Below are 23,259 nucleotides of genomic sequence, written 5' to 3' on the forward strand. Positions count from 1 at the left end.
TGTGTGCCGCGGCGTTGCGTCGGGCTACGCGCAATGCGTCATCTTTCGCCGACCGCGCTGACGCGTCGGTGGGAGATGGCACCGACAAAGAGGCCTGTACTGCCTCGGCAATGGCAAGCGAGAGTCTGTAGCGACAGAGATCGCTGGGTCGGCCGTTAGGGTCGTAGGTGCTGTAGGCCAAACTGGATGTGCCATCGTCCGAGTAGTCGCCGGTGTCCGCTACGAGCAAGGCTGACAGAACTTTACCCGGTTTCGGGCCGTCGCCTGGCAAGCACAGTTGAATCCTTGCAAAGAGATCGGGACTGTCGCCAGATCGGTCCAGCACGTGTTCATATACGGGCAGCAAGGTGACACCGTGGAGCGCACCGCTCGGCGAACTGGTGGACATCATGGATGTTGGCTTTACGTGCGCGTTTCTGGCGACACCTTATGCGCGACGCCTCTGGGGCGAAACGCTGTATATCGACGGCGGCGTCAACATCATGGCTTGACGCGTGATTTTCGAACAATGGAGGGCAGCATCATGGCCGATCTCTGGGTGGGAAATGTAGAAGAAGACGCTTCCGACGACGAGATCAGGGAATTCCTGATCAAGTACGGGTTTCCGCCATTTGACGAAATCAGGCGCATTCCAGGAAGCGGTTCGCGGCCCGCAGTACAGCTTACGTTCAAGGACGTGGGGCCGGAAATATTACGGAGGCTGCAGCCGCGGGTACATGACATGTTCTGGAAAAACCGGAAACTCGTCGTACAGGTCATGCCAGAGCGCGACGGTCGTTGAACCCGCCGGCGCCGAACATGGGCATCGGAAGGCTGCTTCACAGGAGTCGCGCGAACGGCGAGGGCGACAAGCCGCAAATTGCCGATACGGTTGCGCGTGTCCTCAAGCTGAGTCCGCAGTAGCGGCTCGCTGACCAGTATAAGCACGCGAGCGCCTTGCGCGCGCCGTCATGACCTCGCTCGGGTAAGTCGGTAACCATTCATTTACGTCACATGTCGACGTAATCTTGTCGCGCGCAGCTCCGATATTTCCCGGTTCAAAGATCCTACGGCCATTCCGGCACCCAGCCATCAGTCCAAAATCCTATTGCTGGAAGAAGCCGGGCCAACAATACTGTATTTGTGGGGGGCGATCATGCAAGGGTTAGGTTCTGTTCGGGAGACGAAGCAATGTCTGACACTCGGAATGAGACGAAGGTCAACGGTTCGAAATCAGGCAACAAGCTAGGCAACAAGGCATACCAGAAGGAACTGGCCCGGCTTCACGTTGAACTGGTCAAGCTGCAGGAATGGGTAGTGCACAGCGGTGCCAAGATCTGCATCGTGTTCGAGGGACGCGATGGCGCGGGCAAGGGCGGAACAATCAAGGCGATCACCGAACGCGTGAGCCCGCGCATTTTCCGGGTGGTCGCGCTGCCAGCACCCACCGAGCGTGAAAAGACCCAGATGTACGTGCAGCGCTATTTTCCGTACCTGCCGGCGGCCGGCGAAGTGGTGCTCTTCGACCGAAGCTGGTATAACCGCGCGGGCGTCGAGCGGGTCATGGGCTTCTGCACGCAAGAGCAACTACGGACGTTCTTCAAGGATGCGCCGCTGGTGGAGCGGGCCATCATCGACTCAGGGGTCATCCTCGTCAAATACTGGCTCGAAGTCAGTCCCAAAGAGCAGACGCGCAGGCTCGAAGCCCGGATTCACGACGAGCGCAAGGTCTGGAAACTGTCGCCGATGGATCTCGAATCCTATCGTCGCTGGTACGACTATTCGCGTGCGCGCGATGAGATGTTCAGGTCGACTGACACCGAGTTCGCGCCGTGGTATGTCGCACGTTCCGACGACAAAAAGCGCGCCCGTCTGAACATCATCAGCCACCTGCTCAGCAGGGTTCCGTATGAGGCCGTCCCGCGCGGGAAGGTATCGTTGCCGCAACGACAGAAGGCTGGGGATTATCGCGAATCGGACCATCCGTTCAGGTATGTGCCTGAGAATTTCTGAGTAATGTCGCGTCGCGTTTAACCGCGGACAAACGGGGTAAGCCATGACGCACATTCGTCGGATTGTCGGTCGCACCCTGCTGGCCGGCCTGCTCCTGTTCATCGGCGCGGTCCCTGGCGTGCACGCCTCGGACGGTGAGACACTCGCTCAGGTGAAAGCGCGCGGGGTCCTGCGCTGCGGCGTCAGCGAAGGCATCACCGGGTTTTCGTCGCACGACGCGGCCGGCCTCTGGACGGGCATCGACGTCGATTTCTGCCGTGCGGTCGCGGCTGCTGCACTGGACAGTCCGGACAGGGTTGCCTTCGTTCCGCTCAGGGCGTCGGAGCGCTTCCCGGCACTCGAAGACGGCGTGATTGACGTGCTTGCCCGCAACACCAGTTGGACCCTGCTGCGCGAAAGCACGCTCGGCGTGCAGTTTGCGGGCGTGCTTTTCTACGACAGCCAGGCGTTCATGGTGCGCACGCAGGGCGCCCCGCAGACGCTGGCCGGGCTCAGGGATGCGGCCGTCTGCGTTGAGAAAGGCACCTCGAGCCAGGCTCATCTTCTCGCGTATTCGGCCGCAAACCGCCTGTACCTGCGGCCGCTCGTTTTCGCCTCGGCTGCCGAAGCGGGCGCTGCGTTCTTTTCCGGACGCTGCAGCGCCTGGACGAGCGATGCGTCGCAGCTGGCCGCCGCGCGCCTGCATGCGCCTGACGGTCCGCAAACCTGGGTGATCCTGCCCGAACGCATCTCGCAGGAACCGCTTGGACCCGCCGTGCGCGGCGACGACCGGAGCTGGCTGGTGCTCGTGCGGTGGGTTCTCTTCGCACTGTTGACCGCCGAGGAACTGGGTGTCACACGGGCGAACCTTGCGCAACGCTCACACGAGGCCGTCGTGCTGCAAGCGCTCGTGGCCGGCGACGAGGTGGACCGCAGTCTCGGCGTTGAATCCGGATGGATGTTGCGCGCCGTGCAGGCCGTCGGCAACTACGGCGAGCTGTTCGACCGCAATCTCGGTCCGAACAGCCCGCTCGATCTCGAACGGGGGCTCAACCGGCTCTGGACGCGGGGCGGACTGATGTACGTGCCGCCCGTGCGATAGGCGAGGAGAGTCAGACCATGAGCGAACTGCAGATCGCCATCGTGATGGCCGTTTTTTCGGCGGTGATTCTTGCGATCGCCTTCAATGTGATCGACATGGCCGTGGCCGCGCTGACCGGTGTCTGCGTGCTGATCGTGCTCGGCATTCTGGACGGTCAGGACATCGTCGACGCCGGCCGCACCTCGGGCGGACCGATCGGCTTGCTGTTCGGCGGCATGGTCGTGGCGCGCATCCTGGCTACGACGGGCATATTCGATCTGCTGGGCGACTTCTACCTGCGCGCGACGGGAGGCAGCGGCAAGCGCTTCCTGCTCCTGCTGATCGCCCTGGTCGCACCCGTGTGCGCGTTCCTGCCGAATGCCACCGCCGTCATCCTGCTCGCGCCCGTCATCGTGCGGGTCGCGCTTGCGCTCGAAGTGGATTTCGTCGGGCCCATGATACTGACCGCGATCGTGAGCAATTCCGCCGGTCTGCTCACGCTGGTCGGCGACCCGGCGACGTTCCTCGTCGGCAGTTCGATCGGCATGACGTTCGGCGCCTACCTGCACCGCGTAAGTCTGGGCGGTGTCATGGCCATCGCGATCGTCGTGCCGCTGCTGCGCTGGCTGATGCCGGACGTGTGGCACCTGCAGCGGACCTTGCCGGCGCGTACGGCGGCAAGGCGCATCGAGCGGCCTGTGTACACGAGTCTCGCGCTCGCAGTGCTCGCGACGATGGTGGCCCTGTTCGTCTTCGGCGAGGATCTGCCTACGCGCATCGTGCCGCCCGCGGTGGCGCTGATCGCGAGTGCGCTTGCGCTGCTGGTCGGATATGCAGCCCGGATCGAGCCGACCGACGACGTGCTGCGCGATGTCGACTGGAAGACCCTGGTGTTCCTGGCAAGCATTTTTTGCCTCGTGCAGGCGGTGGTCAAGACCGGCTTGCTGCAGTTGATGGCGCTTGGGCTCTATCAAGCGTTCGGCACGGAGCTGACGCTGGTTGCGCTGGCGATGATTGGGGGGATCGGCGTGCTGTCAAGCCTGCTTGCCAACGTGCCAGTGGCCGCAGCGTCCATGGTGATGGTCAAGGGCTATCTGGTGGCGGCCGAGGTGGTGCCCGAATCGGCGCTGTCCGCCCACTTCACGCAGTGGCCCGCGATTTCGATTCCCGTGTTCGTTGCGATGATGTTCGGCGCAACGCTCGGCGGCAATGCCACGCTGATCGGCGCTTCCGCCAATATCGTAGCGGCGGGGATCTGTGCGCGCGAGGACAAGCAGGTCACGTTTGCGAAGTTCCTGCGCTTCGGACTGCCTGTCACGCTGTGCCAACTGGCTGCGTCGGCGCTGTACGTACTCCTGCTGGCGCGCGTGATGCGATAGCCCCAACACGGCAGCTTGCACGTTGGTCAGCCTAACGCAGCAAAGCAGCATTGTTAGTCTCTTCGCCTTTTCGCCATCGTACGGGTAGTATTCGCGTGCGGCGTCATCGGAAAGCAGGCCGGCGAGCATTCAGACATGCTTTCTCCCTTCGACTTGTGTCATTACAGGTCCGAGGTGGCGGTTCCGGCATAGACCGCGACTAGAAGATCAAGGGCCGTTCCGTGCAATTGTCCGGTCCGGGATCAGCAGCAGATGATCGAAAACTTCGCCCGGCTGTCGCGAAGCGGTCGCGCAGAGACATTCGAAACGCCTTGTTTGGGCGCTTAGGCGGGTAGCAGCAACGCATCGCTGCGCCGCCGCCCCCCAAGAACGGAGCGTGCGACTTTCGCCGCACTCCGCTCACGCCGTTCAAAGCCCCTGATATGGAGCCGGCTTCGTCACGGATAGTTCGAGGCTGTGAATTTGCGCGTGGCAGTTCGGGTGAACCATGATCAGATTTCGTGACGCGTTACCTCCACCGTCAACACGTCGAACAATGTGGTGAACGTGCCACCCCGTGCCCTTGGTGATGCGTTGGTCGCAAACACAACAGATACCCTGTTGAGCGAGCCAAAGCCGAATCAGCTTCTTTCGGCCGCTGAGCGAGTGCAGCATCTTGAAACCCTGACGTTCTTCGAAGTAGCCTTCCCAGGCCGGGTCGAAGGGGTTCGCCTCCGCTTTGATCTTCGTGTGCCGCCGGATTGGAACCTCTACCGCGTAGCGAAGCGTTGTCACGATCGGCTTGCCATCCGGCCAACGTGCTCCCGTTTCAGCAGCAAAGGTCCAGTTCCGTGTCCCAACGCATCGAAAGTACCGATGCTTGATCCAGTGGCGCCCCTTGTTGGGATGCCTGCGACAACACCATTGCCACAACGCCCGCCAGATCTCTGAATCAACGCGTGCGAAGACTCTCTTGGAAACAGCGTGTCGATGATAGTCCGCCCACCCTTTGATCACCGGGTTCAGCAGGCCAATCAGATTCTGTTGTTTGGCCGTCCGGTTTTCTCTAATGATCGAGCGGATTTTCGTCAGAAACGCCTGAACATTCTTCTTTGATGGCTTGATCAGCAGCTTGCCATTGTATTTTCGAACGTTCTGCCCAAGGAAATCGAACCCTTCCGAGATATGCGTGATTCGTGTCTTTTCCGGCGAGAGAAGCAACCCTCGCTCTCGCAAGAAACGATCGATCTCTTGGCGAACCTCGTTTTCCAGAACCTCTTTCGAGGGGCCAGTAACGATGAAGTCGTCTGCATATCGAACGAAATTGATCTTTGAACTGATCTGCTTGCCACCGATCCAGCGTGGCTGCCCACAGGTCATCGCCAGTTGACGTTGCAAACCATCCAAAGTCCAATTCGCGATCGCGGGCGAGATGATACCGCCTTGTGGCGTACCCGCCTCGGTTGGAAACCACTGTCGATCTTCGAGGTATCCTGCCTTCAACCACTTCGAGAGCATCACTTTGTCGCTTGGGACGTGAGCGATGATCCAGTCGTGAGAAATTTTATCGAAACAGGCCTGAATGTCGCCTTCTAGAACCCACTGTGCAGCGCGCTTCGTCGCCAGCGCAATGAAGCACTGCTCGATCGCGTCCGCTGTGGACCTTTCCGGACGAAACCCATAAGAATTTGGGTCAGCATTCGTTTCCGATACAGGCTCCAGAGCAAGCAGATGAAGCGCTTGCATCGCTCTGTCGCGCATACATGGAATGCCGAGCGCTCTTTTCCTGCCATTGCTTTTTGGAATAAGAATTCTGCGCAACGGCAACGGCCGATAGCTACGCCGATGCAGCGTCTCGATGGCGTGATACTTGGCGTCCGGGGTAGACCATGTAACCTTGTCGACTCCCGGCGTTTTCCTGCCTCGGTTTTCCGTCACCCGCTTGACGGCAAGTGCCTTGCCGCTGAACGAGTGGGTCAGCAGCCATTGCAAGGCTTTCACCTTGTTCCAGCGGCCGTCCTTCGTCGCCTTGACGATGCGTGCTTGCAGCCTTCTGACTTCCCGGTAGCACGCGGCCCAATCGATCGCATGCCAGTGCCCCGCGTCGCCGGAGGGCGCGCCAGCGCGTGCTGCATACGCCGTCATTTGCATTTCCCTCCTGTAAAGGTTCACCAAACTATCTCGTCAAGAACGACCCGGTCGAAGTCTGCGCGCTTTCGCGTGGGGTGATGTCGCTTAGCAGCTCAACCCCTATCCACCCCATTACAGGGCGGCATTCGCTTTCTCGACCATCCTCTACCCGCATCCCCGTCAGCGTTCCTTGCGGTTCGCCTGCCACGAGGGCGAAGATTCGGGCTTACCGTGTTCCACGCCAGTTACACGAACAGCTTAGGTCCCGCCTTTCTTCCGGTGACTGTCTGTCCCTGTTGCTCGCAGCACGTATCGAGCAACCCGTCACATACCTTTTGGTCCAAGCCTGCCAGCATCTTGGGCTTGTCAAATTTAACGAAAGTTGCGGCGGTTCACTTACGTTGACCATCCTGTCCAGCCTAGCGTCCCTGCCGCCCGATGCTGGCAGCAATTGAGCGCACCTCGCGGCACGCTCTTCTCATGCGAAGGACTTCATTGTCCCGAGGGCTCCGAACCCGGCCGTTACCAGCCACGCTCGCCCCGGTAGGCTATCGCTGAGGGAACAACGAGTCTCACTATCCCTTGCGGGCCGAGACGATAACTGGCGCGACTTCACGTCGCACGCGTACGAAAAAATCCGTTTCTTGAGGGCACCCCGAGTTGTGCGGCAGATCAGGCAGGAAACGCACGGCTCCCGGGCTTCGCCCGCGTCGTGGCTCGCAAGCGAGGAGCTGCGATGCGTTCAGATGTCGTCCTCTTCGTCGCTGACCAGTTTGTGTCGCATCGCATAGCGCACCAGTGCGGCTTCGTGCGGCATCTGCATTTTCTCGAGGATGCGCGTCTTGTACGTGCTGACGGTCTTGGCGCTCACGCACAGTTCAGCCGCGATCTCCGTGATCGTCTGACCGGCGGCAATCCGCTTCAGGACGTCGAATTCCCGATCGGACAGACGCTGATGCGGCAGCAGATCGGTGGGTTCGTTGAGGCTCTGCGCGAACCGCTCCGCCATTGCGAGGCTCACATAGACACCGCCGGCAGCGACCTTGGTCACGGCCGCCACCAGTTCGGCGCTTGCGCTTTCTTTCGTCAGGTAACCGGATGCGCCGGCCTTGAACGCGCGCACCGCATATTGCTGCTCAGCGTGCATGGTCAGCACGAGGATGCGCAGCGTCGGTTTTTCTTCCTTGATCTGTTTGATCAATTCGACGCCGTTGCGGCCGGGCATCGACAGATCGAGCACCAGCACCTCGGCGGCCCGCGCGCGGATCAGCGCGACGGTGCTGGCGCTATCGTTCGCTTCGCCGACCACTTCGAAGCCGCTTGCACCCTGGAGGATATGCCGCAGGCCGTCGCGCACCAGCGCGTGGTCGTCGGCGAGCAGGACGCGGATCATGTTTGTGTCTCCCGCGCTTGCACGGTTTCCGAAGGAATAGTGACAGTCAACACAAAGCCCTCGCCGCGTGTGGTATGAATGTCGACCGCGCCGCCGAGCATGTGCGCGCGTTCGCGAATGCCGAGCAAGCCGAAGGACTTGCCCGCCGGCTCGGCCATGCGATGCGCGCCCTGGCCATTGTCGGCGATGCGCAGCACGAAGGTTTGATTCCCGGCGTGCAGGCTGAGTGTGACCAGAGTGGCGTCAGCATGGCGCGCGACATTCGTCAGCGCCTCCTGCACGATCCGGAATAGCGCGGTGGCTCCTGCCGGGCTGAAACGCGCGTCACCGGTCTCGATGTCACGTTTCACATCGATACCGTAGCGGTTGGTGAAGTCGTTGGAAAGCCATTCGATCGCGGGAATCAGCCCGAGGTCGTCGAGCATGACTGGCCGCAGATCGGCGGCAATGCGCCGGACCGAAGCAACGGTTACGTCGATCAACCGGCGCATGCCTTGCAACTGTTCACACACCAGCGCGCTTGCCGACGCGTCCAGCGCCTGTTCGACCGACGAGATGTCCATTTTCAGCGCGGTGAGTTGCTGGCCGAGATCGTCGTGCAGTTCGCGTGCGATGCGCGTTTTTTCTTCTTCACGGATTTTCTGCAGATTGGCGGACAGTTCGCGCAGTTCCTCACGCGCCTGCTGCTGCGCGCGTTCCGCTTTGACGCGTTCTGTGACGTCGCGCAGCATCACTGTGTAAAGGCGGGTGTCGCCATCGCGAATCTGCGAGATCGAGGCCTCGAGCGGGAATTCCTCGCCGTTGGCGCGCAAACCCGATAGCACGCGTTGCCTCCCCATCTGCCGGTCCGACACGCCTGTCACGCCGAATTGCTCGACGTGCTGCGCGTGCGCCGCCCGAAACCGCTCCGGGATGAAGCGGGCGAGCGGCTGGCCGATCGCGTCCATGGCGGAGTAGCCGAACACCTGTTCCGCCATCGGATTGAAGATGACGATCCGCTGCTGTTCGTCGATGGTGATAATCGCTTCCATCGAGGAACGGATGATCGCCATCATGCGAGCCTCATTCACGCCAGACCGACCGCTCCCGGCGCTTGTCTCGTCGCGTGCGGAAGAGTCATCGGGACGCCCGCGCACGAGCAGGAACGCGCTCGTCGCCAGAAGAAAGGCGGCGGCGACACAGATGAACAACACCGGGTCGAGCCAGTGCCGTGCCGCCAGCATCGCGGCCAGAGTCACGGAGAACGCTGCCGCCGACGCCAATGCGGGCCGTGCCGCAATCGAGCCCAGCCGCTCGCGTAAAACGGCACTGTGCGGTGCGGGCGTCTTACCGCTGACAGGCATGTGCGCCTCTTAGGAGTGACCGCGGACAAGGAGCGGGCGCGCTGTTCGACGATGTCGGTACGGCGGCGCGCATGGCAAACACGTCTATTCCGGGCGATTCCGTGCTTCGGGTGGCCGCAGGCCAAGGAAACACGCGCGGAAAGCCTGTGTTCGCGCTAATTGTCCGTGAATCGGCGGTTTCGTGCCAGTGCCGCCGGGCGGCGAGGGCGGACGACTTGCTCGTCCCCCCTTGGCGTAGGCGCCGGCGCGCCCGCGCAGTACCGACGTGCCACTCAATGCGACATCAGCAGGGGCACGGTCATCGACCGAAGCACGTTGCGCGTGACGCCGCCGAGCAGTCGTTCCTGCGCCCGCATATGGCCGTATGCACCCATCACCAACAGGTCGATATGGCGGTCGGCCAGTGCATTGAGCAGCATGGCGCCGGTGTCGACGCCGGACACTTTTGGCGTGGCCGTGAAACTTGCCTCGATGCCGTGCCGCGCCAGCCAGGCCGCCACATCGATGCCCGTCGGCTCACCGTAATGGGAATGACGCTGAACTTTCATTATTGTGACGAAACTAGCGCGGCGGATGAGCGGCAGCGCGTTGGTCGCGGCCCGCGCGCTTTCCCGGCCGCCATCCCACGCGATCATGACGTTATCCATCTGAGACCGGATCGGTCCCGCATACGGCAGCACGATTGCCGGCCGGCCCGAACCCATGATCACGTCCTCGGCGAAGTGGCGGGCGACAAATGCGCTCCTGTCTTCCGCTCATTCAGTTTCCGTAAGTGCAAGATACTTGCCCATATCACGCGTTGCGCAGCTCCTCCTGAATCGTCATGGCTACCGCGATTTGTGGGCTCATCGCACCCGTTGGCAATACCACGTGCCCATGGGTCTCGTTGATGATTTCCGCCGCCGACAGATAAAACGCTAGCAGCGCGGTGAGCATTCCCAGGTACCCGCCGGCGTGATGTAGCCATTCAAGTCCGGTCCATTCGCTCGCGGCGAGCACGAAGAACGTGATCCACAGCGAGAGAAACACCAGTTGCAGCACGCGCGCCGCGCGCCACGTCGCCACCCACATGTAAAGCGTAAACACGCCCCATAGAAACAGGTACCACCCGATAAAGGCAGGTGGAACCGTGCTGTGCAGAAACAGCACGAACAGCGCCAGCGACCACCAGAACGCGCCGTAGCTGAGGAAAGCGGTCGCGCCAAAGGTGTTGCCGCGCGGAATTTCCATCAATCCGGCGAGCGCCTGCGCGGTGCCGCCGTAAGCGAAGGCGACGGCGAGCACCATCCCCATCGCATTGCCGCTGAACCAGCCGGCGTTGATCATGCTGAGCAGCCACGTTGTCAGGGCAAAGCCTGCGAGCCCGAGCGAAGCGGGATTGGGCGCCTTGAAGTTCATGATGACATCCTCCGTTCCATGCTGGAACGCTGAAATTAGGGTCGCGCGCGTGCACGTGCGGTTCACGCGCGATCATCGGATTGCGTCAGAAGAGATGCGATGGGTAGTTGCTCGTGTGTCAGGTGGCGTCGGCGAACTGCGAAATCACCGTCGGGTTTTCTACCGTCGACGTGTCCTGCGCGATGGCTTCTCCTTTGGCCACCGAACGCAACAGCCGGCGCACTACCTTGCCCGAGCGCGTCTTCGGCATCGCATCGCCGAAGCGGATGTCCTTCGGCTTAGCGATGGGGCCAATCTCCTTGCCGACCCACGCGCGCAATTCGGCGGCCAAGCGCTTCGCGTCGGCTCCTGACGGTCGCGCCGCTTTGAGCACTACAAACGCGACGATCGCCTCGCCGGCGGTCTCATCGGGACGCCCGACCACTGCGGCCTCGGCGACCAACGGATGCGCGGCGAGCGCCGATTCGATTTCCATTGTTCCGAGCCGGTGCCCGGAAACGTTCAGCACGTCGTCGATACGGCCGGTGATGGTGAAGTAGCCGGTGTCGCGGTCGCGGATTGCGCCGTCGCCCGCGAGATACAGATTGCCGCCAAGCTCTTCGGGAAAATAGCCATGCCGGAAGCGCTCCGGATTGCCCCAGATGGTCCTGATCATCGAGGGCCACGGCTTGCGGATGACGAGCACGCCGCCGTGTCCGTTCGGCACTTCACGCCCGGTTTCGTCGACGATCGCCGCGTCGATGCCGGGCATCGGCAACGTGCATGACCCCGGCACGAGAGGAGTCACCCCGGGCAGTGGAGAAATCATGTGACCGCCCGTTTCCGTTTGCCAGAAAGTGTCGAGAACAGGACAACGCCCACCGCCGACGTGCTGCGCATACCACGTCCAGGCGCTGGGATTGATCGGCTCGCCGACTGTACCCAGCAGACGCAGACTGCTCAGGTCGAAGCTGGCCGGATGCACCGAATGATCGGCGTCCGCGGACTTGATGAGCGAGCGGATGGCCGTCGGCGCCGTGTAGAAGATGCTGACCTTGTGGCGCTGGATCATGTTCCAGAAGCGTCCCGCGTTCGGGTAGGTGGGCACGCCTTCGAAGATCACCTGCGTTGCGCCGACTGCGGTCGGCCCGTAGCAGATGTAGGTGTGTCCGGTGATCCAGCCGATATCCGCCGTGCACCAGAACACATCGGCCGGCTTGATATCGAAGGTCCATTTCATCGTCGCGGCAGCCCACAGCAGGTAACCGCCGGTGCTGTGCTGGACACCTTTGGGCGTGCCCGTCGAGCCGGACGTGTACAGCACGAACAACGGATGCTCCGCGCCGACCCACTCGGGCTCACAGGTGTCCGGCTGGGCCGCTTCGAGTTCGTTCAGCCATGCGTCGCGACCGGCGATCCACGGGATCCGGCCGCCCGTGCGCCGATAGATCGCCACCGTTCCGACGTCGGCCGTGCCGCCCATCGCGAGCGCTTCGTCGACGATCGTTTTGAGCGGCAGTGTCTTGCCGCCGCGGACCTGTTCGTCCGCGGTAATGACGGCGCACGCGCCGATATCGACGAGGCGTTCGTGCAACGATTTCGCGGAGAAGCCGCCAAAAACTACCGAGTGCGGTGCGCCGATGCGCGCGCACGCAAGCATCGCGACCACGCCTTCCACCGACATCGGCATATAGATCACCACCCGGTCGCCTTTTTTCACGCCGCGAGCACGCAACGCATTGGCGAGCCGGCATACGCGGTGATACAGAGCCTGATAGGTGACATGCGTGACGGTGCCGTCGTCCGACTCGAATACGATCGCGGTTTTCTCCGCCAGTCCGTTAATCAGGTTGCGGTCGAGGCAGTTGTACGACGCGTTCAGTTCGCCGTCTTCGAACCACCGATAGAACGGCGCATCCGTGTCGTTCAGCACCTTCGTGAACGGGCGGCGCCATTCGAGGTGTTCGCGGGCGAGACGCGCCCAGAACGCTTCGTGATCCTGGCTCGCCTCGGCAACCAGGGCGCGATAGGCGTTCATGCCGTCGATGCTGGCATGCCGGGCAAGCGGAATTTGCAGCGCGGTGGCATTGGTTGGAGCGGTATCGATGGTAGACATAGTCTCCTCACATGAGTCATGAAGGCGGTTAAAGCGCGTAACGCTTCACCGATGAGGGAAGGCTCTTGTTGGCCATGAGGCGCCGACGCCCGCGCTCCAGCAAGGGCGGGTCGGCGGCAAATCAGCGTGTGTATAGGGCGACTATGACCGAGCGAGGGGAATCGCGATTGATGCATATCAACTGGAAAGCGGACCGCCGCACATTTTCATAGCGGGATCTTCGCGGGCGACACGAAACGCGGCAGTCTTGATGAAAATCCGCTTCGGCACGTCGAAATCGCGCGGCTCGAGCAGTTCGAGCGCATTTTCAGCATTTTCCCGGGTGTACAGCGGCAGCGCGGGATGATGTTTCGAGAAGCCGTGGCGGTTCGCATAGGCCGCTTCTTCCTCCTGCAGTCGTGCGCTGTCACGCAACATTATCTGGCACAGGTCGCGGGTGCGGCGGGTGCAGTAGACCGGTCCGCAATAGCCCATCTGCACGAGCACCGGAAGGTAGCCGCTGTGATCCAGATGCGCGTGGGTCAGAATCACGGCGTCCAGTGTGCCGACATCGATCGGCAAAGGGCTCCAGTTGCGCAGGCGCAGATTTTTCGTGCCCTGAAAGAGGCCGCAGTCGATCAGAATCCGCAGCCCCGCGCCTTCCAGTAGATACCTCGAACCGGTGACGGATTCCGACGCGCCGAGAAAGGTCAGCTTCGTTTCGCGCACCTTGCAGTCAGGAGTGGCCGCATACGGCCGGGAGGCTGAGGGGCGCAACTGCGTTCAGTAACAACCACTCCACCGCCTCGGCCGGATAACTTTCCGCCACTCCCTTGCCAGCAATTCCAACGCCTCCCGCATGGCCGCAGAGATTGCTGCCGATGAAACTCCTGTGTTGCCCTCGGCCGTAGACGCTCCCGTCCCGCCCGCTGCATTGCCAGCAGTTTCCTTCACTGTTTCCAGTAGCCTTTGCGCGCAAGCAACTCGGTCGCATGCACGCCGTAGCCGAAGAAAGCTGGCGTCAGATAGCTCCAAATCGCGTGCCAAGACGCTGATGTCACTGTCTGCACCGCCCAAAATGAAGCAGAGCAGTTCGATAGAGGCTTGCGTCGTATCAGGGCGTGTCTCCGGCACTGCGGCAGATAACCATCGCAACACGCGAATTCGTGCGTGTGCCGCGCAGTCGCGACTCCTTCACGAGCCGGCCCTTCCACTTTGTCACCCTCTACCGGCCCTCGGCCAGGCCACTTCGTGTGCAGAACCTCTCCGCGTTGAGTTCATGCAGGGCCCGCACAAACGGCGTAACACCCTTGTCTTGCGGCTGTAAAGCGCGACGGGTTTCCCGTACCGTCCACAGATAGCGGCGCGTCGCCTTCGGGCAGCATTACCTTGCGCCTTTGATAGTCGACTAGCGGCAGATTTACCCCGGGTTGATCTCATGTTAGGACAGTGCGTACCGGATATGATCGAAGGAGGCTTCGATCTATCTGTCGTGGTAGCGCACGCGTTATCTGACTCCTCGTTCGTTTCGCAGTACATTGGGGCGGGTTATGCGGTGTTATGCGCATCCCCTCAATACGTCGAGCAGCACGGCATGCCTGACTCGATAGACGCTCTCGATGACCATATCTGCCTGCAACTGCTGCTTGGCGACTCGCCACGGGGACAGTGGATCTTCGACGGCGCGGACTTACCGGTGTTCCGTCATCGGCAGTTGGTGCCTTTTTCGATGAACATCGCGGAAGCGATGGTGCAGAGTCTCTGCAAGGGTATGGGTATAGGTCCGCTCTCCATTCGGGTTGCTTTGCCGTATCTTCGCGACGGCTCGCTGGTGCGCGTTTTACCGGCGCTTCATCTCCAGCATAACAACATCTACGCACTATATCCGTCCAGGCATTAGAGGGCGGAGAGGCGCTGTGACCACAATTACCTGACGTTCGTGATCGTATCTTGACAAGGGCGGACAACTTTCCGGTAGCGGCAATGCAAATTTGACATAAAAGAAATTGAGCAAAATTTTGACATGATTGATGTCAGAGCTTCATTCCATATCCTATTGTCGTGTGCTGCGTAGGCTCAGTGTTGGGCATCCAGTTCAGTGCGTCGGCGACGAATACGACGCGTACGACCACTATGACGATGCGGAGGCTGCGCTGACGACCCTCTGGAATTCAGGCGTTGGCCCCTTGGGCGCCCAAAACCGGCGCAAGCCTATCCTGCCGTTACTGGTTTTTATGTCTTTAAGATCGCCGTTCGCGAATCCGGTGAGTGGGCCTGACCATGGTCGAGCGGATAGATGGACTACCGCTGCAAAACGCCGTGTCTGGACGCGCAGAAAAAACGCGTGGCCCGCGCAGGAAGATGAAACATGCGCAGTGAAATGAACAGGACGTCGCATGGACATCTCCGGCCGTTCGCGCGAGTAAGCTGATCCACTTGGAACACGAAAGCTAAACGCCGAGCGCAGCATGCAAAACCATTCCGGTCATGCTTCGCGCAAAAAGACAGCCGCTCCGATGCACGAAGGTGTCAATGCTCGCGCAGGTTAAACGAGTCTGCTCCCGTGTGGCAGCGCAGGAAAACCTTGTCTGCCGTGCAGGTTTCAGCAGGTCCTGCGATCACCTGACATAGTATCGTGAGCCACGAATTTCAAAGACAGTCAGTCGCCAACGAACGGTGATTGATCGTTAGATCGGAGGCGCGACGTCGCTGCACATCTTCGCGTGCAATTGAAGGCACTGCCGCTCGCGACGGAGCAAAAAAATTTCTGATTCCGGGCAATTCCGGTCCGCTCCTGGACGTTCCGATACCTCGAATTGGGTCTGTTTTCAGGGATTGACGACCGTTAATCTCCTCCGCAAGATGGCATGAAGGCAGTGTGTTGAGGCGGGTCATGCCGCTCGTGAAGAGCTTTACTCAAGCCCAATGGGACGCTGCGGCGCGCCGTCTCGACGCGCTGCCGGAAAAGCCTGCGCACGAGCATCGCGTCAATGTGTGCGATGCGGTGAAGTCGATGCAACCTCAAATCAGTGGCGCGAAAAGGAAAGGGTACACGCTCGAAGAGATCGTCCAGCAGCTGGCGCAGGAGGGCGTGGACATCAGTACCAGCACGTTGAGGTACGCGATTCAACGCGCGACGAAGGAAAGCAAGTCCGAGCCCGTGGGAAAGAAAATCACGACGACGACTCCGACGGTAGCATCGCCTCGCGCCAAGAAGCCCAATCAGACAAGGTCGTGGAGCGCGGACAGCGCAGAGAAGGAATCCAGGCAGGATGGGGGAAAGACAGTGACCACGCCGGGGTCAATGGTGATTCGGGATGCGTTCTCGTTCGAGATCACGCCCGATATCGAAAACCTGTAGAGGGCTCATATGGCAACGACTTATCCCATTTATCTGGTCGGTGGCAGCAAGGGCGGTGTTGGCAAGAGCTTTGTTTCACTCGCGCTGGCCGATTACCTGCAGCGGCACGACTTTCCTGTCGCCCTGGTTGAAACCGATACTTCCAATCCAGACGTGATGAAATCCGTCCAGGACGAGATGCATTGCATCGCCTATAGCCTGGACGAGGCAGACGGCTGGATCGGTCTTGTCAACTTCTGCGACGAACGCCGGGACGCCGCCGTCATCGTGAACACGGCGGCTCGCAGTCAGACGGGTGTCGCACGCTTCGGTGCGACACTCGCCAGTACGCTCGGCGAATTGCGGCGTCAGCTCTTCGTGCTGTGGGTGATCAACCGGCAGCGCGACAGCCTCGAGCTGCTGCACGCATTCAGTAAGACATTTCCCAATGCGGTGACGCACGTGGTGCGAAATGGCTATTTCGGCACGCCCGACAAGTTCGCGCTGTATCAGTTATCGCAGCTTCGCAAGACCATTGAGGCGAGAGGGCACTCACTCGATTTTCCAGATCTTGCGGATCGTGTGGCCGACGAACTTCGGAGTCGGCGGATGTCCATCCGCAAGGCGTCGGAAATGATGCACATAGGGGAGCGAGCGGAACTATTGCGTTGGCGGGCGTTGTGCGATGTCATGTTCGCGAAGGCGATCGGCGCCGACGGGACCGCCCATGAGCAGTAGACGATCGCAGCCGGTTGATCCGCTCATGCGCCTGTTTCATGAAATATCCGGCGATGTCCCGGACGAGGCTAGTCTGGCCCGTATGCGTCGAGTATCGAGCGTACTGAATCTGCAAGAGAACGACGCGCTATGGTCGATCATCGCGGTGCTCGAATACTATGCGCGCCTGTATGAGGGGATGCCGGAACGTATTCGGTGGGCGAGCGAGGGCAGTCTCGAAGCCGCGCGCCGAGAAGTCGGCGGCGCGACCGATGCTCTGATGCAACAACACCAGGATGCGCTTGAGCGGTGCAAGTCGACGATCCAACTCGCGGAAAAGCTGATACAGGAACATGAGGCGCGGTATCGGGCTGCGCTGGCGAATCTCAATGAGGCGGCGCTGACGGCTTTGACCGTGCGTATAGCAAATCGGGTCGCGCGCTCGGCAGGTAATCGGCTGATTGGCGCAGCTGCAATTTCGGGGCGCGAGCAGCGTGAGCGGCTGGATGATGCGATTGGCGCGTTCGGACAGGCAACTGATGCAACGGTGGTGCGGGTGGATGCGATGGCGACAGGGATGGAAAGGCGTTTTGCACGCTCGATGCGCCGTCTATTGCTGATGGGCGGAGCCGTGCTCTGCCTGATGTTACTGGTCGTGGACGGTTTAGTGGAAGGGGGGGCGGGTGGTCATACGGCGGGCGCGAATTGTCGCGCGGTGCAGTTGCGGCAGGCACACGGCGGCCCCTAGAGGGTGCTGCCGCCTGCTGTGCCGCGTCATCAGTACGAGGCGAAGCTTACGCGTCGCGAAGGGCAGCCTTGCGCCGTATTCACTATGGCGGCAGTCGGGAAGGGCCACGCCGGCTGTGCGCTGATTCCGCGTCGTCGTCGTTGCTGTCCCGCGAGTTTCCTGTGTCGCTTCCGGTAACGGAGTCGTCCTCATCCACGTCGTCGCGGACGGCCCACGAGGGTATGGTCGAAATCTCGCGAACGGTGAGGACTTCCGGGACCCGTGCGACTTTCGCGGGCCGCAGTTCGGCGGTGGCAGCGGCGTCGACCTTCTTCAGCAACGGCGGAGAATGGGCGGCGCGAGTGCGCCGCCCCACGGTCGGTTACACCTTCATCTGGCGCATGGCGTCCGCGAGCATCCAGAGGGCGCGGTTCAGCTTCACGTTCTGATCGATGCCGGTGATGGGGCGCGTGGACATGGACCGGCCCGTGCGCGAACGTCCATGTAGACCGCCCTTGGTCAGGTTTTCCTGAATGCGGTTGAAGACCGTCCAGAGATCATTGCGGCGATCCTCGTAACGGCGCGGCGCGAGCAATTGGCTTTCGGTGATGGGGGCGGGTGCTTCGGCGTCGCTTGGGTCGTAGCGCAGTGCGAGCGCGGAGCGGGAAAACGCGTGCTGTTCGTCGCGGTCGAGCGTCACGGCGCGCATGCCTTCCTTCTGCTCGCGGATCAGGTCGAAGCCGTCGAGCACGTCGAACGCGCCATTGATCACGTTCTGAACGACGTTGCCTTTGTGCGGCACACGGATATCGGCGATGTTCTCGCCAGCCACCATGCCGTTTTGGCACACAAACCGGAACGTGCCTGCGAGCATCTGGTAACTGCTCGTGCCGTCGTGCGAGTTCAGCAGCACGATTTCGTCGGCTTCCTCGCCGGTGATCTGGTCGGCATGGCGCAGCCGGAGCATATGCTTGGTGAATTCGCGCTTGCCCTCATCGCGCACGCGGGTCTGGCAGATCATGAACGGCTGAAAGCCTTCGTTGCGTAGGCCGCGCAGCACGTCGATGGTGGGAATGTACGTGTAGCGTTCCGAACGGCTTTCGTGCTTGCCGTCCGCGAAGATGGTCGGGGCAACACGGCGAATCTGATCATCTGAAAGGGGCGAGTCAGCGCGCAGCATCGGGGAGCCGTAACGGAAAGAGGAAGCGAGTTGCATGGCAGTCTCCACAGTCAAGGTTGAGGACCTGAACCGGGCGAGGGGATGTGACTTGCCGTTGCGGCTGGACACCTCCCGGTGGAACTCGGGGTTGGCGTTGCTGCCGCCAGGGTCCCGGGTTCCCGCCCGTGCGACTGGAGGAGCCGATAGCGGGCAGGCGTCAAGGAAAAAGGCGAGGGAGGGGTGCGGGCGACACGGTCCCTCGCCCCTTGATGCCTGCCCGCTATCGGCTACGGTCGCGGGTCAAGGGCGGGAACCTGGGAGCCGGGTGCATGCCATGCCACGAGTTGACCGGGTGAGGGTGCCGCGCGGCAGGCGCGGCAGCGTGGCCGTGCCGGCCACGCCTGGCTAGGAGGGGACGGGGTTGTCTGCTGCGCCCCGGATGGACGCCTGGAACGGGTGAGGCGCGGCACTCTGCTCAACGCTCAGCGCGAAAACCCGGCCTCGCCGCATAAACGAATTTTGACTCCCGTTACGATCGGTACGGATCGCAGCGGTGTCAACGGCGGGTCACCCATGTCCAGCGGTCATTCGCTGACACCGGGCTGGCCGCAGCTCTTCGGCCAATGCCGACGTTGGAGAGGACTGGATTCTATGTCGGCAGTGGGACGGATTGCCGACGGTGGCGGCATCGAGCGGCCGGGCGGCAGCTTCCTGCATCAGCGAACTCACACTCTCGACCCATTGCCGCCGGTCGAGCCGTCAGGGCAGCAACGGCAGGTATCAGAGTCGAGCAGTCGCTTGGTATGGTCACTCACGGACGAGATTTTGTCTTCTTCATCACTTCGTTCTACCGGCGCCTTCCCATCAACCTGACAAAGCCGCTACCGCCCCTGCGACGTCTAAGCTTGTACTTGTTGCGAGCCGTGAACAAAGGCGTGATGTCTTGTCCGAGAGGCGATGCGGGAGATCTGGCGTCCGGTGCGGGTGAACCGCGGCGGCCGCCCACTCGGCTGAAGGTTCAGGTCGACGTGCTGCGCGAAGCGATCGGAGAATTCTCGCTGCGGGCCTGACCGCCGCTTCGGCCATGCGTGACAAGCGTCATGCGCATAAAATTTGGATAAAAGTTATTGCGCGAGAAACCTTTCGACGAGGCGCGCCCAGTACGCCGCGCCGACCGGAAGGTTGGCATCGTTGAAGTCGTAGTGCGGGTTGTGGACCATGCAGCCGTCCTCGCCTGCGCCGTTGCCGATGCACAGAAACGAGCCCGGGCGCTCGTGCAGCATGAACGCGAAGTCTTCACTACCCATCAGGATGTCCGCGTTCCCGACGACGTTTTCTTCCCCGACGAGTTCGCGCGCCACCTGCGCGGCGAATTCCGTCTCCGCGTCGGAGTTCACGACGACCGGATGGCCCTCCTCGTACGCCACCACCGCCATCGCGCCGTAGCTCGCGGCCTGCGCCTGCACCAACTCGGCGATGCGGCGCTTGAGCAGCGCGCGCACTTCCTCGCTGAACGAGCGCACGCTCAGTTCCAGCTTCGCCGAATTCGAGATGACGTTGTTCGCCGTGCCAGCATGCAGCGAGCCGACTGTGACCACCGCCGGCTGCGACGGATCGACGTTGCGCGCGACGATGGTCTGCAGCGCCATCACGACGCTCGAGGCCACCACGACCGGATCGACCGTCAGATGCGGCCGCGCCGCGTGCCCGCCGACGCCTTCGATCGTGATCGTCACTTTGTCGCCCGCCGCCGTGAACGCGCCCTTGCGGAACAGAAACGTACCCGGCGGCATGCCCGGATGGTTGTGCGCGCCGAACACGGCGTCGCACGGAAAGCGCGTGAAGAGGCCGTCAGCGATCATCTTCTGCGCGCCGCTCGGGACGCTGCGCTCCTCCGCCGGCTGGAAGTACAGATGCACCGTGCCGCTGAAACGCTGCATGCGCGCGAGATGGCGCGCGGCACCGAGGAGCATCGTCGTGTGACCGTCGTGGCCGCATGCGTGCATCTTGCCGTAGGTCGCACTGGCGTAGGGCTTGCCGGTCTGCTCGACGATCGGCAGCGCGTCCATGTCCGCGCGCAGGCCGATGCTGCGCGTGCCCTCGCCCACCTCCAGCGTGCCGACGACGCCCGTCTCGCCGACGTCGCGCGTCACCTGCCAGCCCCATTCGGCAAGCTTCTCCGCGACAAGCGCGGCCGTTCGCAGTTCCTCGAAGGCGAGTTCGGGATGCTGGTGGATGTGGTGCCGAATCTCGCGCAGGGAGGGGGCATCGTCGGCGAGATCGGGGATTTCGGTGTAGCGGGAAGTGAGAGTCATCGGGGAAGCCTTCGTGTGCCGGGTCGGCGCGGCAGCTTTCGGGTCGTGTCAACATTTACGGGCTGCAAAACGAGGCTGCGCACCGCTACACATGTCGCTGAGTTATAGCAGACGAATTCAGCCGCAAGCGCGGATAAGCTCGAGCTATTTGGCCAAGATGCCGGATGTTTCGGCAGCTTTTTCCAACGGCGGCCTGGTTCGCCGCCGATGGCTTTTACCTAACGGGCCCGTCGGGCCGGGCAGCAGTCGACCCGCTCCGGACATAGACTGCCCCGCCGTCGGACGGCGGCTTTTCGGGCTGCAACTGGCCTCGCTCGCTGCACGCATGCAAGCATGCATGCAAGCAAGCAAGTGGACCACGCTCGACCATACGGATCGTTAGCGGTATATGCTTTCAGCGTTGCATCCTGCAGCTGATCAATCTGGAACTGCGACTTGTTCGTGACCGACAGAGTCCCAGGTTCGCTCAAGCCGTGCTGTGCTCCACACAGGCAGTGTTTCAAGGAGGCTGTTCCATGAGCGACCAATATTCTTCGGCACTCGATACCGCCTACCGCAGCGCGATTCGGTTCCACGAGGCAAGGAAAGGCCTGCCGGCACGAGCGCCTGCGACGTTCGATCAACTGCTTGAAGCTTTCGGCGGTCCGATGACGGATGCGGGCATCGCGCCGGCAACGGTCATCGAGCGCCTCGCAGATGCCGCGGAGCCTGGCTTGACTGGCACGGCTGGACCGCACTTTTTCGCCTGGGTAATGGGTGCGTCCCATCCGATCGGAGTCGCCGCGGACTGGCTAACGAGCATGTGGGGCCAAAATGGCGCCGGCTATCACAGCTGCCCGGCGAACGCGGCCGCCGAAATTGTAGCCAGCAAGTGGCTGCTAGAACTTCTCCAGCTTCCGCCCGAGTGCTCAGTCGGATTTACTACTGGTGGGACAATGTCGCACTTCGTATGTCTCGCAGCCGCGCGCGGCGAACTGCTCAGTCGGCAGGGATGGGACGTTGATGCAGACGGTCTGTTCGGCGCACCGCAGATTACGGTATGCGTGAGTGCTGATGCTCACGTCAGTGTGTTTTCCGCCCTGCGATATCTTGGATTTGGTCAGCGTCGCGTCGTCGTGATACCGACGGACGGCGAAGGGCGAATGGACGCGAACGAGCTTGGACGTGCGATTGCAAAGGTCAACGCCCCGTTGTTGGTGGTCGCGCAGGCCGGACAGATCAACACCGGGGCCTTCGACCCTCTGCAAGCGATCGCCGAGTCGACGCATGAGAGACAGGGCTGGCTGCATGTCGATGGCGCTCTCGGGCTTTGGGCTCGAGCTTGTCCTTCGCGTGCGCATCTGGCGGAAGGAGCTGAACGGGCGGACTCATGGACGACCGACGGGCATAAATGGCTGCAAAGCCCCTACGACTGCGGCTATGCAATCGTTCGCGATGCGCGCGCGCACCGTCGCGCCATGACGGTTCAAGCCAGCTATCTTCCAGTGACCGCAAAAGAAATTCGTGACCCGAAGGAGTGGGTCCCCGAGCTGTCGCGCAGGGCTCGAGGCTTTGCGACTTGGGCATTGCTCCGCGCATTTGGCAAGGACGGAATTTCGGCGATGGTTGAACGGCATTGCCAACTTGCTGAACGAATGTCATCCGGGCTAGCCAGGGAACCGGGCATCCATGTGCTAAACAAGGTAGAGCTCAATCAGTTTCTTGTCCGATTCGGCTCGGCCCAGGTATCCGAGCAATCCGACCAGGCGACGAGGGATGTCATTGCTCAGTTGGAGACAGAGGGCACCTTCTTCTTCTCGGGCGCGGAATGGAGAGGAATGTGGGTCATGCGCGTGTCAGTTATCTCCTGGGCGACGACCCAGCCGGATGTGGATCAGGCGATCAACGTCATCGTGGACGCGTGGCGCCGGATGACGGGCAAACCGAAGAATCCGGCAAGTTGAGCTAATATCCAAGCGCCGACAGAATCCGCCACGAAGGTCCGTTGCTTGCGGCGGAGCCGACGTTCGAACGTCCGCGCGACGGCATCGGCGAACGTCGCTAGCTGGCCGACAGCCGCCCGACGTTGGCGACCGGGACCAACCATCTCGGCCGCATTAGCGATTACGCATCAACCCGCCTTCAGCCGCAGCGCGGGGTTTATATATGCCGAGCGCTGACACGCGAGCCTTGGAATGGTTGACGACCTATTCAAGGCGATCGATCTGTTGAAGCGCCGAAGTCAAGCGCGACTGATCCAGCGCAACGGCGGCA

Annotated in this window: 17 protein-coding genes and 2 pseudogenes; 10 read left to right on the plus strand and 9 right to left on the minus strand. The window is 61.6% G+C overall.

The window, feature by feature from the left end:
• Window positions 1-362: 362 nt before the first annotated feature.
• From OKW28_RS23465 to OKW28_RS23485, 5 genes and pseudogenes are all read left to right on the plus strand, one after another.
• Window positions 363-491: pseudogene (locus OKW28_RS23465) on the plus strand (SDR family oxidoreductase); the annotation flags it as partial.
• A gap of 32 nt (window positions 492-523) precedes the next feature.
• On the plus strand, window positions 524-781 hold the full coding sequence (locus tag OKW28_RS23470; protein ID WP_429449335.1) for an RNA-binding protein: 258 nt from the start codon (window positions 524-526) through the stop codon (window positions 779-781).
• Window positions 782-1,170: 389 nt separating this feature from the next.
• Window positions 1,171-1,992, plus strand: a complete 822-nt coding sequence (ppk2, locus tag OKW28_RS23475; RefSeq protein ID WP_429449337.1) for a polyphosphate kinase 2 — start codon at window positions 1,171-1,173, stop codon at window positions 1,990-1,992.
• A gap of 43 nt (window positions 1,993-2,035) precedes the next feature.
• On the plus strand, window positions 2,036-3,073 hold the full coding sequence (locus OKW28_RS23480) for an amino acid ABC transporter substrate-binding protein (RefSeq protein ID WP_429449339.1): 1,038 nt from the start codon (window positions 2,036-2,038) through the stop codon (window positions 3,071-3,073).
• 17 nt (window positions 3,074-3,090) lie between these two features.
• Window positions 3,091-4,431 carry an SLC13 family permease gene (locus OKW28_RS23485; protein ID WP_429449340.1) on the plus strand — a complete coding sequence of 447 codons (1,341 nt, stop codon included), beginning with the start codon at window positions 3,091-3,093 and terminating at the stop codon, window positions 4,429-4,431.
• Window positions 4,432-4,839: 408 nt separating this feature from the next.
• On the opposite strand, the gene ltrA is transcribed toward OKW28_RS23485, so the two are convergent.
• The 7 genes and pseudogenes from ltrA to OKW28_RS23520 all read right to left on the minus strand — a co-directional run.
• Window positions 4,840-6,561, minus strand: coding sequence for a group II intron reverse transcriptase/maturase (gene ltrA, locus OKW28_RS23490; protein ID WP_429449342.1), 1,722 nt, complete (start codon window positions 6,559-6,561; stop codon window positions 4,840-4,842).
• A gap of 721 nt (window positions 6,562-7,282) precedes the next feature.
• Window positions 7,283-7,933, minus strand: a complete 651-nt coding sequence (locus OKW28_RS23495) for a response regulator (protein ID WP_429449343.1) — start codon at window positions 7,931-7,933, stop codon at window positions 7,283-7,285.
• Window positions 7,930-9,276, minus strand: a complete 1,347-nt coding sequence (locus OKW28_RS23500) for a PAS domain-containing sensor histidine kinase (protein WP_429449345.1) — start codon at window positions 9,274-9,276, stop codon at window positions 7,930-7,932. The genes OKW28_RS23495 and OKW28_RS23500 overlap by 4 nt, the downstream gene beginning before the upstream one ends.
• A gap of 272 nt (window positions 9,277-9,548) precedes the next feature.
• Window positions 9,549-9,980, minus strand: coding sequence for a universal stress protein (locus OKW28_RS23505; RefSeq protein ID WP_429449347.1), 432 nt, complete (start codon window positions 9,978-9,980; stop codon window positions 9,549-9,551).
• Between the two features lie 88 nt (window positions 9,981-10,068).
• Complete coding sequence (locus OKW28_RS23510; RefSeq protein ID WP_429449349.1) at window positions 10,069-10,674, minus strand: acetate uptake transporter; 606 nt, start codon at window positions 10,672-10,674, stop codon at window positions 10,069-10,071.
• Between the two features lie 118 nt (window positions 10,675-10,792).
• Complete coding sequence (gene acs, locus OKW28_RS23515) at window positions 10,793-12,769, minus strand: acetate--CoA ligase (RefSeq protein ID WP_429449351.1); 1,977 nt, start codon at window positions 12,767-12,769, stop codon at window positions 10,793-10,795.
• 255 nt (window positions 12,770-13,024) lie between these two features.
• Window positions 13,025-13,477 (minus strand): annotated as a pseudogene (locus tag OKW28_RS23520) (MBL fold metallo-hydrolase); the annotation flags it as partial.
• Window positions 13,478-14,210: 733 nt separating this feature from the next.
• Here OKW28_RS23520 and OKW28_RS23525 point away from each other — a divergent pair.
• The 4 genes from OKW28_RS23525 (at window position 14,211) to OKW28_RS23540 (ending at window position 17,553) form a co-directional block, all read left to right on the plus strand.
• A complete protein-coding gene (locus OKW28_RS23525; protein WP_429449353.1) occupies window positions 14,211-14,648 on the plus strand; it encodes a LysR substrate-binding domain-containing protein in 438 nt (145 codons plus the stop codon).
• A gap of 993 nt (window positions 14,649-15,641) precedes the next feature.
• A complete protein-coding gene (locus OKW28_RS23530) occupies window positions 15,642-16,109 on the plus strand; it encodes a hypothetical protein (protein WP_429443971.1) in 468 nt (155 codons plus the stop codon).
• Window positions 16,110-16,118: 9 nt separating this feature from the next.
• Window positions 16,119-16,826, plus strand: coding sequence for a P-loop NTPase (locus tag OKW28_RS23535; RefSeq protein ID WP_429449354.1), 708 nt, complete (start codon window positions 16,119-16,121; stop codon window positions 16,824-16,826).
• Window positions 16,816-17,553: a hypothetical protein gene (locus OKW28_RS23540; protein WP_187639575.1), complete on the plus strand. Its 738-nt coding sequence runs from the start codon at window positions 16,816-16,818 to the stop codon at window positions 17,551-17,553. The genes OKW28_RS23535 and OKW28_RS23540 overlap by 11 nt, the downstream gene beginning before the upstream one ends.
• Before the next feature lie 361 nt (window positions 17,554-17,914).
• Here the strand turns inward: OKW28_RS23540 and OKW28_RS23545 are convergent, their stop codons facing one another.
• Window positions 17,915-18,748: a DUF932 domain-containing protein gene (locus tag OKW28_RS23545; protein WP_429454429.1), complete on the minus strand. Its 834-nt coding sequence runs from the start codon at window positions 18,746-18,748 to the stop codon at window positions 17,915-17,917.
• A 1,067-nt stretch (window positions 18,749-19,815) separates the two neighbouring features.
• Complete coding sequence (locus OKW28_RS23550; protein WP_187639581.1) at window positions 19,816-21,006, minus strand: M20 aminoacylase family protein; 1,191 nt, start codon at window positions 21,004-21,006, stop codon at window positions 19,816-19,818.
• A gap of 515 nt (window positions 21,007-21,521) precedes the next feature.
• Here OKW28_RS23550 and OKW28_RS23555 point away from each other — a divergent pair.
• Window positions 21,522-22,949, plus strand: coding sequence for a pyridoxal phosphate-dependent decarboxylase family protein (locus OKW28_RS23555; protein WP_187639582.1), 1,428 nt, complete (start codon window positions 21,522-21,524; stop codon window positions 22,947-22,949).
• Window positions 22,950-23,259 lie beyond the last annotated feature (310 nt).

Origin of the sequence: Paraburkholderia sp. 40, from assembly GCF_050434105.1 — a bacterium.
Lineage (GTDB): Bacteria > Pseudomonadota > Gammaproteobacteria > Burkholderiales > Burkholderiaceae > Paraburkholderia > Paraburkholderia tuberum.

Coding starts and splice junctions, on each gene's coding strand:
- OKW28_RS23470 (WP_429449335.1), top strand. CDS start 524: ATGGCCGATCTCTGGGTGGGAAATGTAGAAGAAGACGCTTCCGACGAC.
- ppk2 (WP_429449337.1), top strand. CDS start 1,171: ATGTCTGACACTCGGAATGAGACGAAGGTCAACGGTTCGAAATCAGGC.
- OKW28_RS23480 (WP_429449339.1), top strand. CDS start 2,036: ATGACGCACATTCGTCGGATTGTCGGTCGCACCCTGCTGGCCGGCCTG.
- OKW28_RS23485 (WP_429449340.1), top strand. CDS start 3,091: ATGAGCGAACTGCAGATCGCCATCGTGATGGCCGTTTTTTCGGCGGTG.
- ltrA (WP_429449342.1), bottom strand. CDS start 6,561: ATGCAAATGACGGCGTATGCAGCACGCGCTGGCGCGCCCTCCGGCGAC.
- OKW28_RS23495 (WP_429449343.1), bottom strand. CDS start 7,933: ATGATCCGCGTCCTGCTCGCCGACGACCACGCGCTGGTGCGCGACGGC.
- OKW28_RS23500 (WP_429449345.1), bottom strand. CDS start 9,276: ATGCCTGTCAGCGGTAAGACGCCCGCACCGCACAGTGCCGTTTTACGC.
- OKW28_RS23505 (WP_429449347.1), bottom strand. CDS start 9,980: ATGGGTTCGGGCCGGCCGGCAATCGTGCTGCCGTATGCGGGACCGATC.
- OKW28_RS23510 (WP_429449349.1), bottom strand. CDS start 10,674: ATGAACTTCAAGGCGCCCAATCCCGCTTCGCTCGGGCTCGCAGGCTTT.
- acs (WP_429449351.1), bottom strand. CDS start 12,769: ATGTCTACCATCGATACCGCTCCAACCAATGCCACCGCGCTGCAAATT.
- OKW28_RS23525 (WP_429449353.1), top strand. CDS start 14,211: ATGATCGAAGGAGGCTTCGATCTATCTGTCGTGGTAGCGCACGCGTTA.
- OKW28_RS23530 (WP_429443971.1), top strand. CDS start 15,642: ATGCCGCTCGTGAAGAGCTTTACTCAAGCCCAATGGGACGCTGCGGCG.
- OKW28_RS23535 (WP_429449354.1), top strand. CDS start 16,119: ATGGCAACGACTTATCCCATTTATCTGGTCGGTGGCAGCAAGGGCGGT.
- OKW28_RS23540 (WP_187639575.1), top strand. CDS start 16,816: ATGAGCAGTAGACGATCGCAGCCGGTTGATCCGCTCATGCGCCTGTTT.
- OKW28_RS23545 (WP_429454429.1), bottom strand. CDS start 18,748: ATGCAACTCGCTTCCTCTTTCCGTTACGGCTCCCCGATGCTGCGCGCT.
- OKW28_RS23550 (WP_187639581.1), bottom strand. CDS start 21,006: ATGACTCTCACTTCCCGCTACACCGAAATCCCCGATCTCGCCGACGAT.
- OKW28_RS23555 (WP_187639582.1), top strand. CDS start 21,522: ATGAGCGACCAATATTCTTCGGCACTCGATACCGCCTACCGCAGCGCG.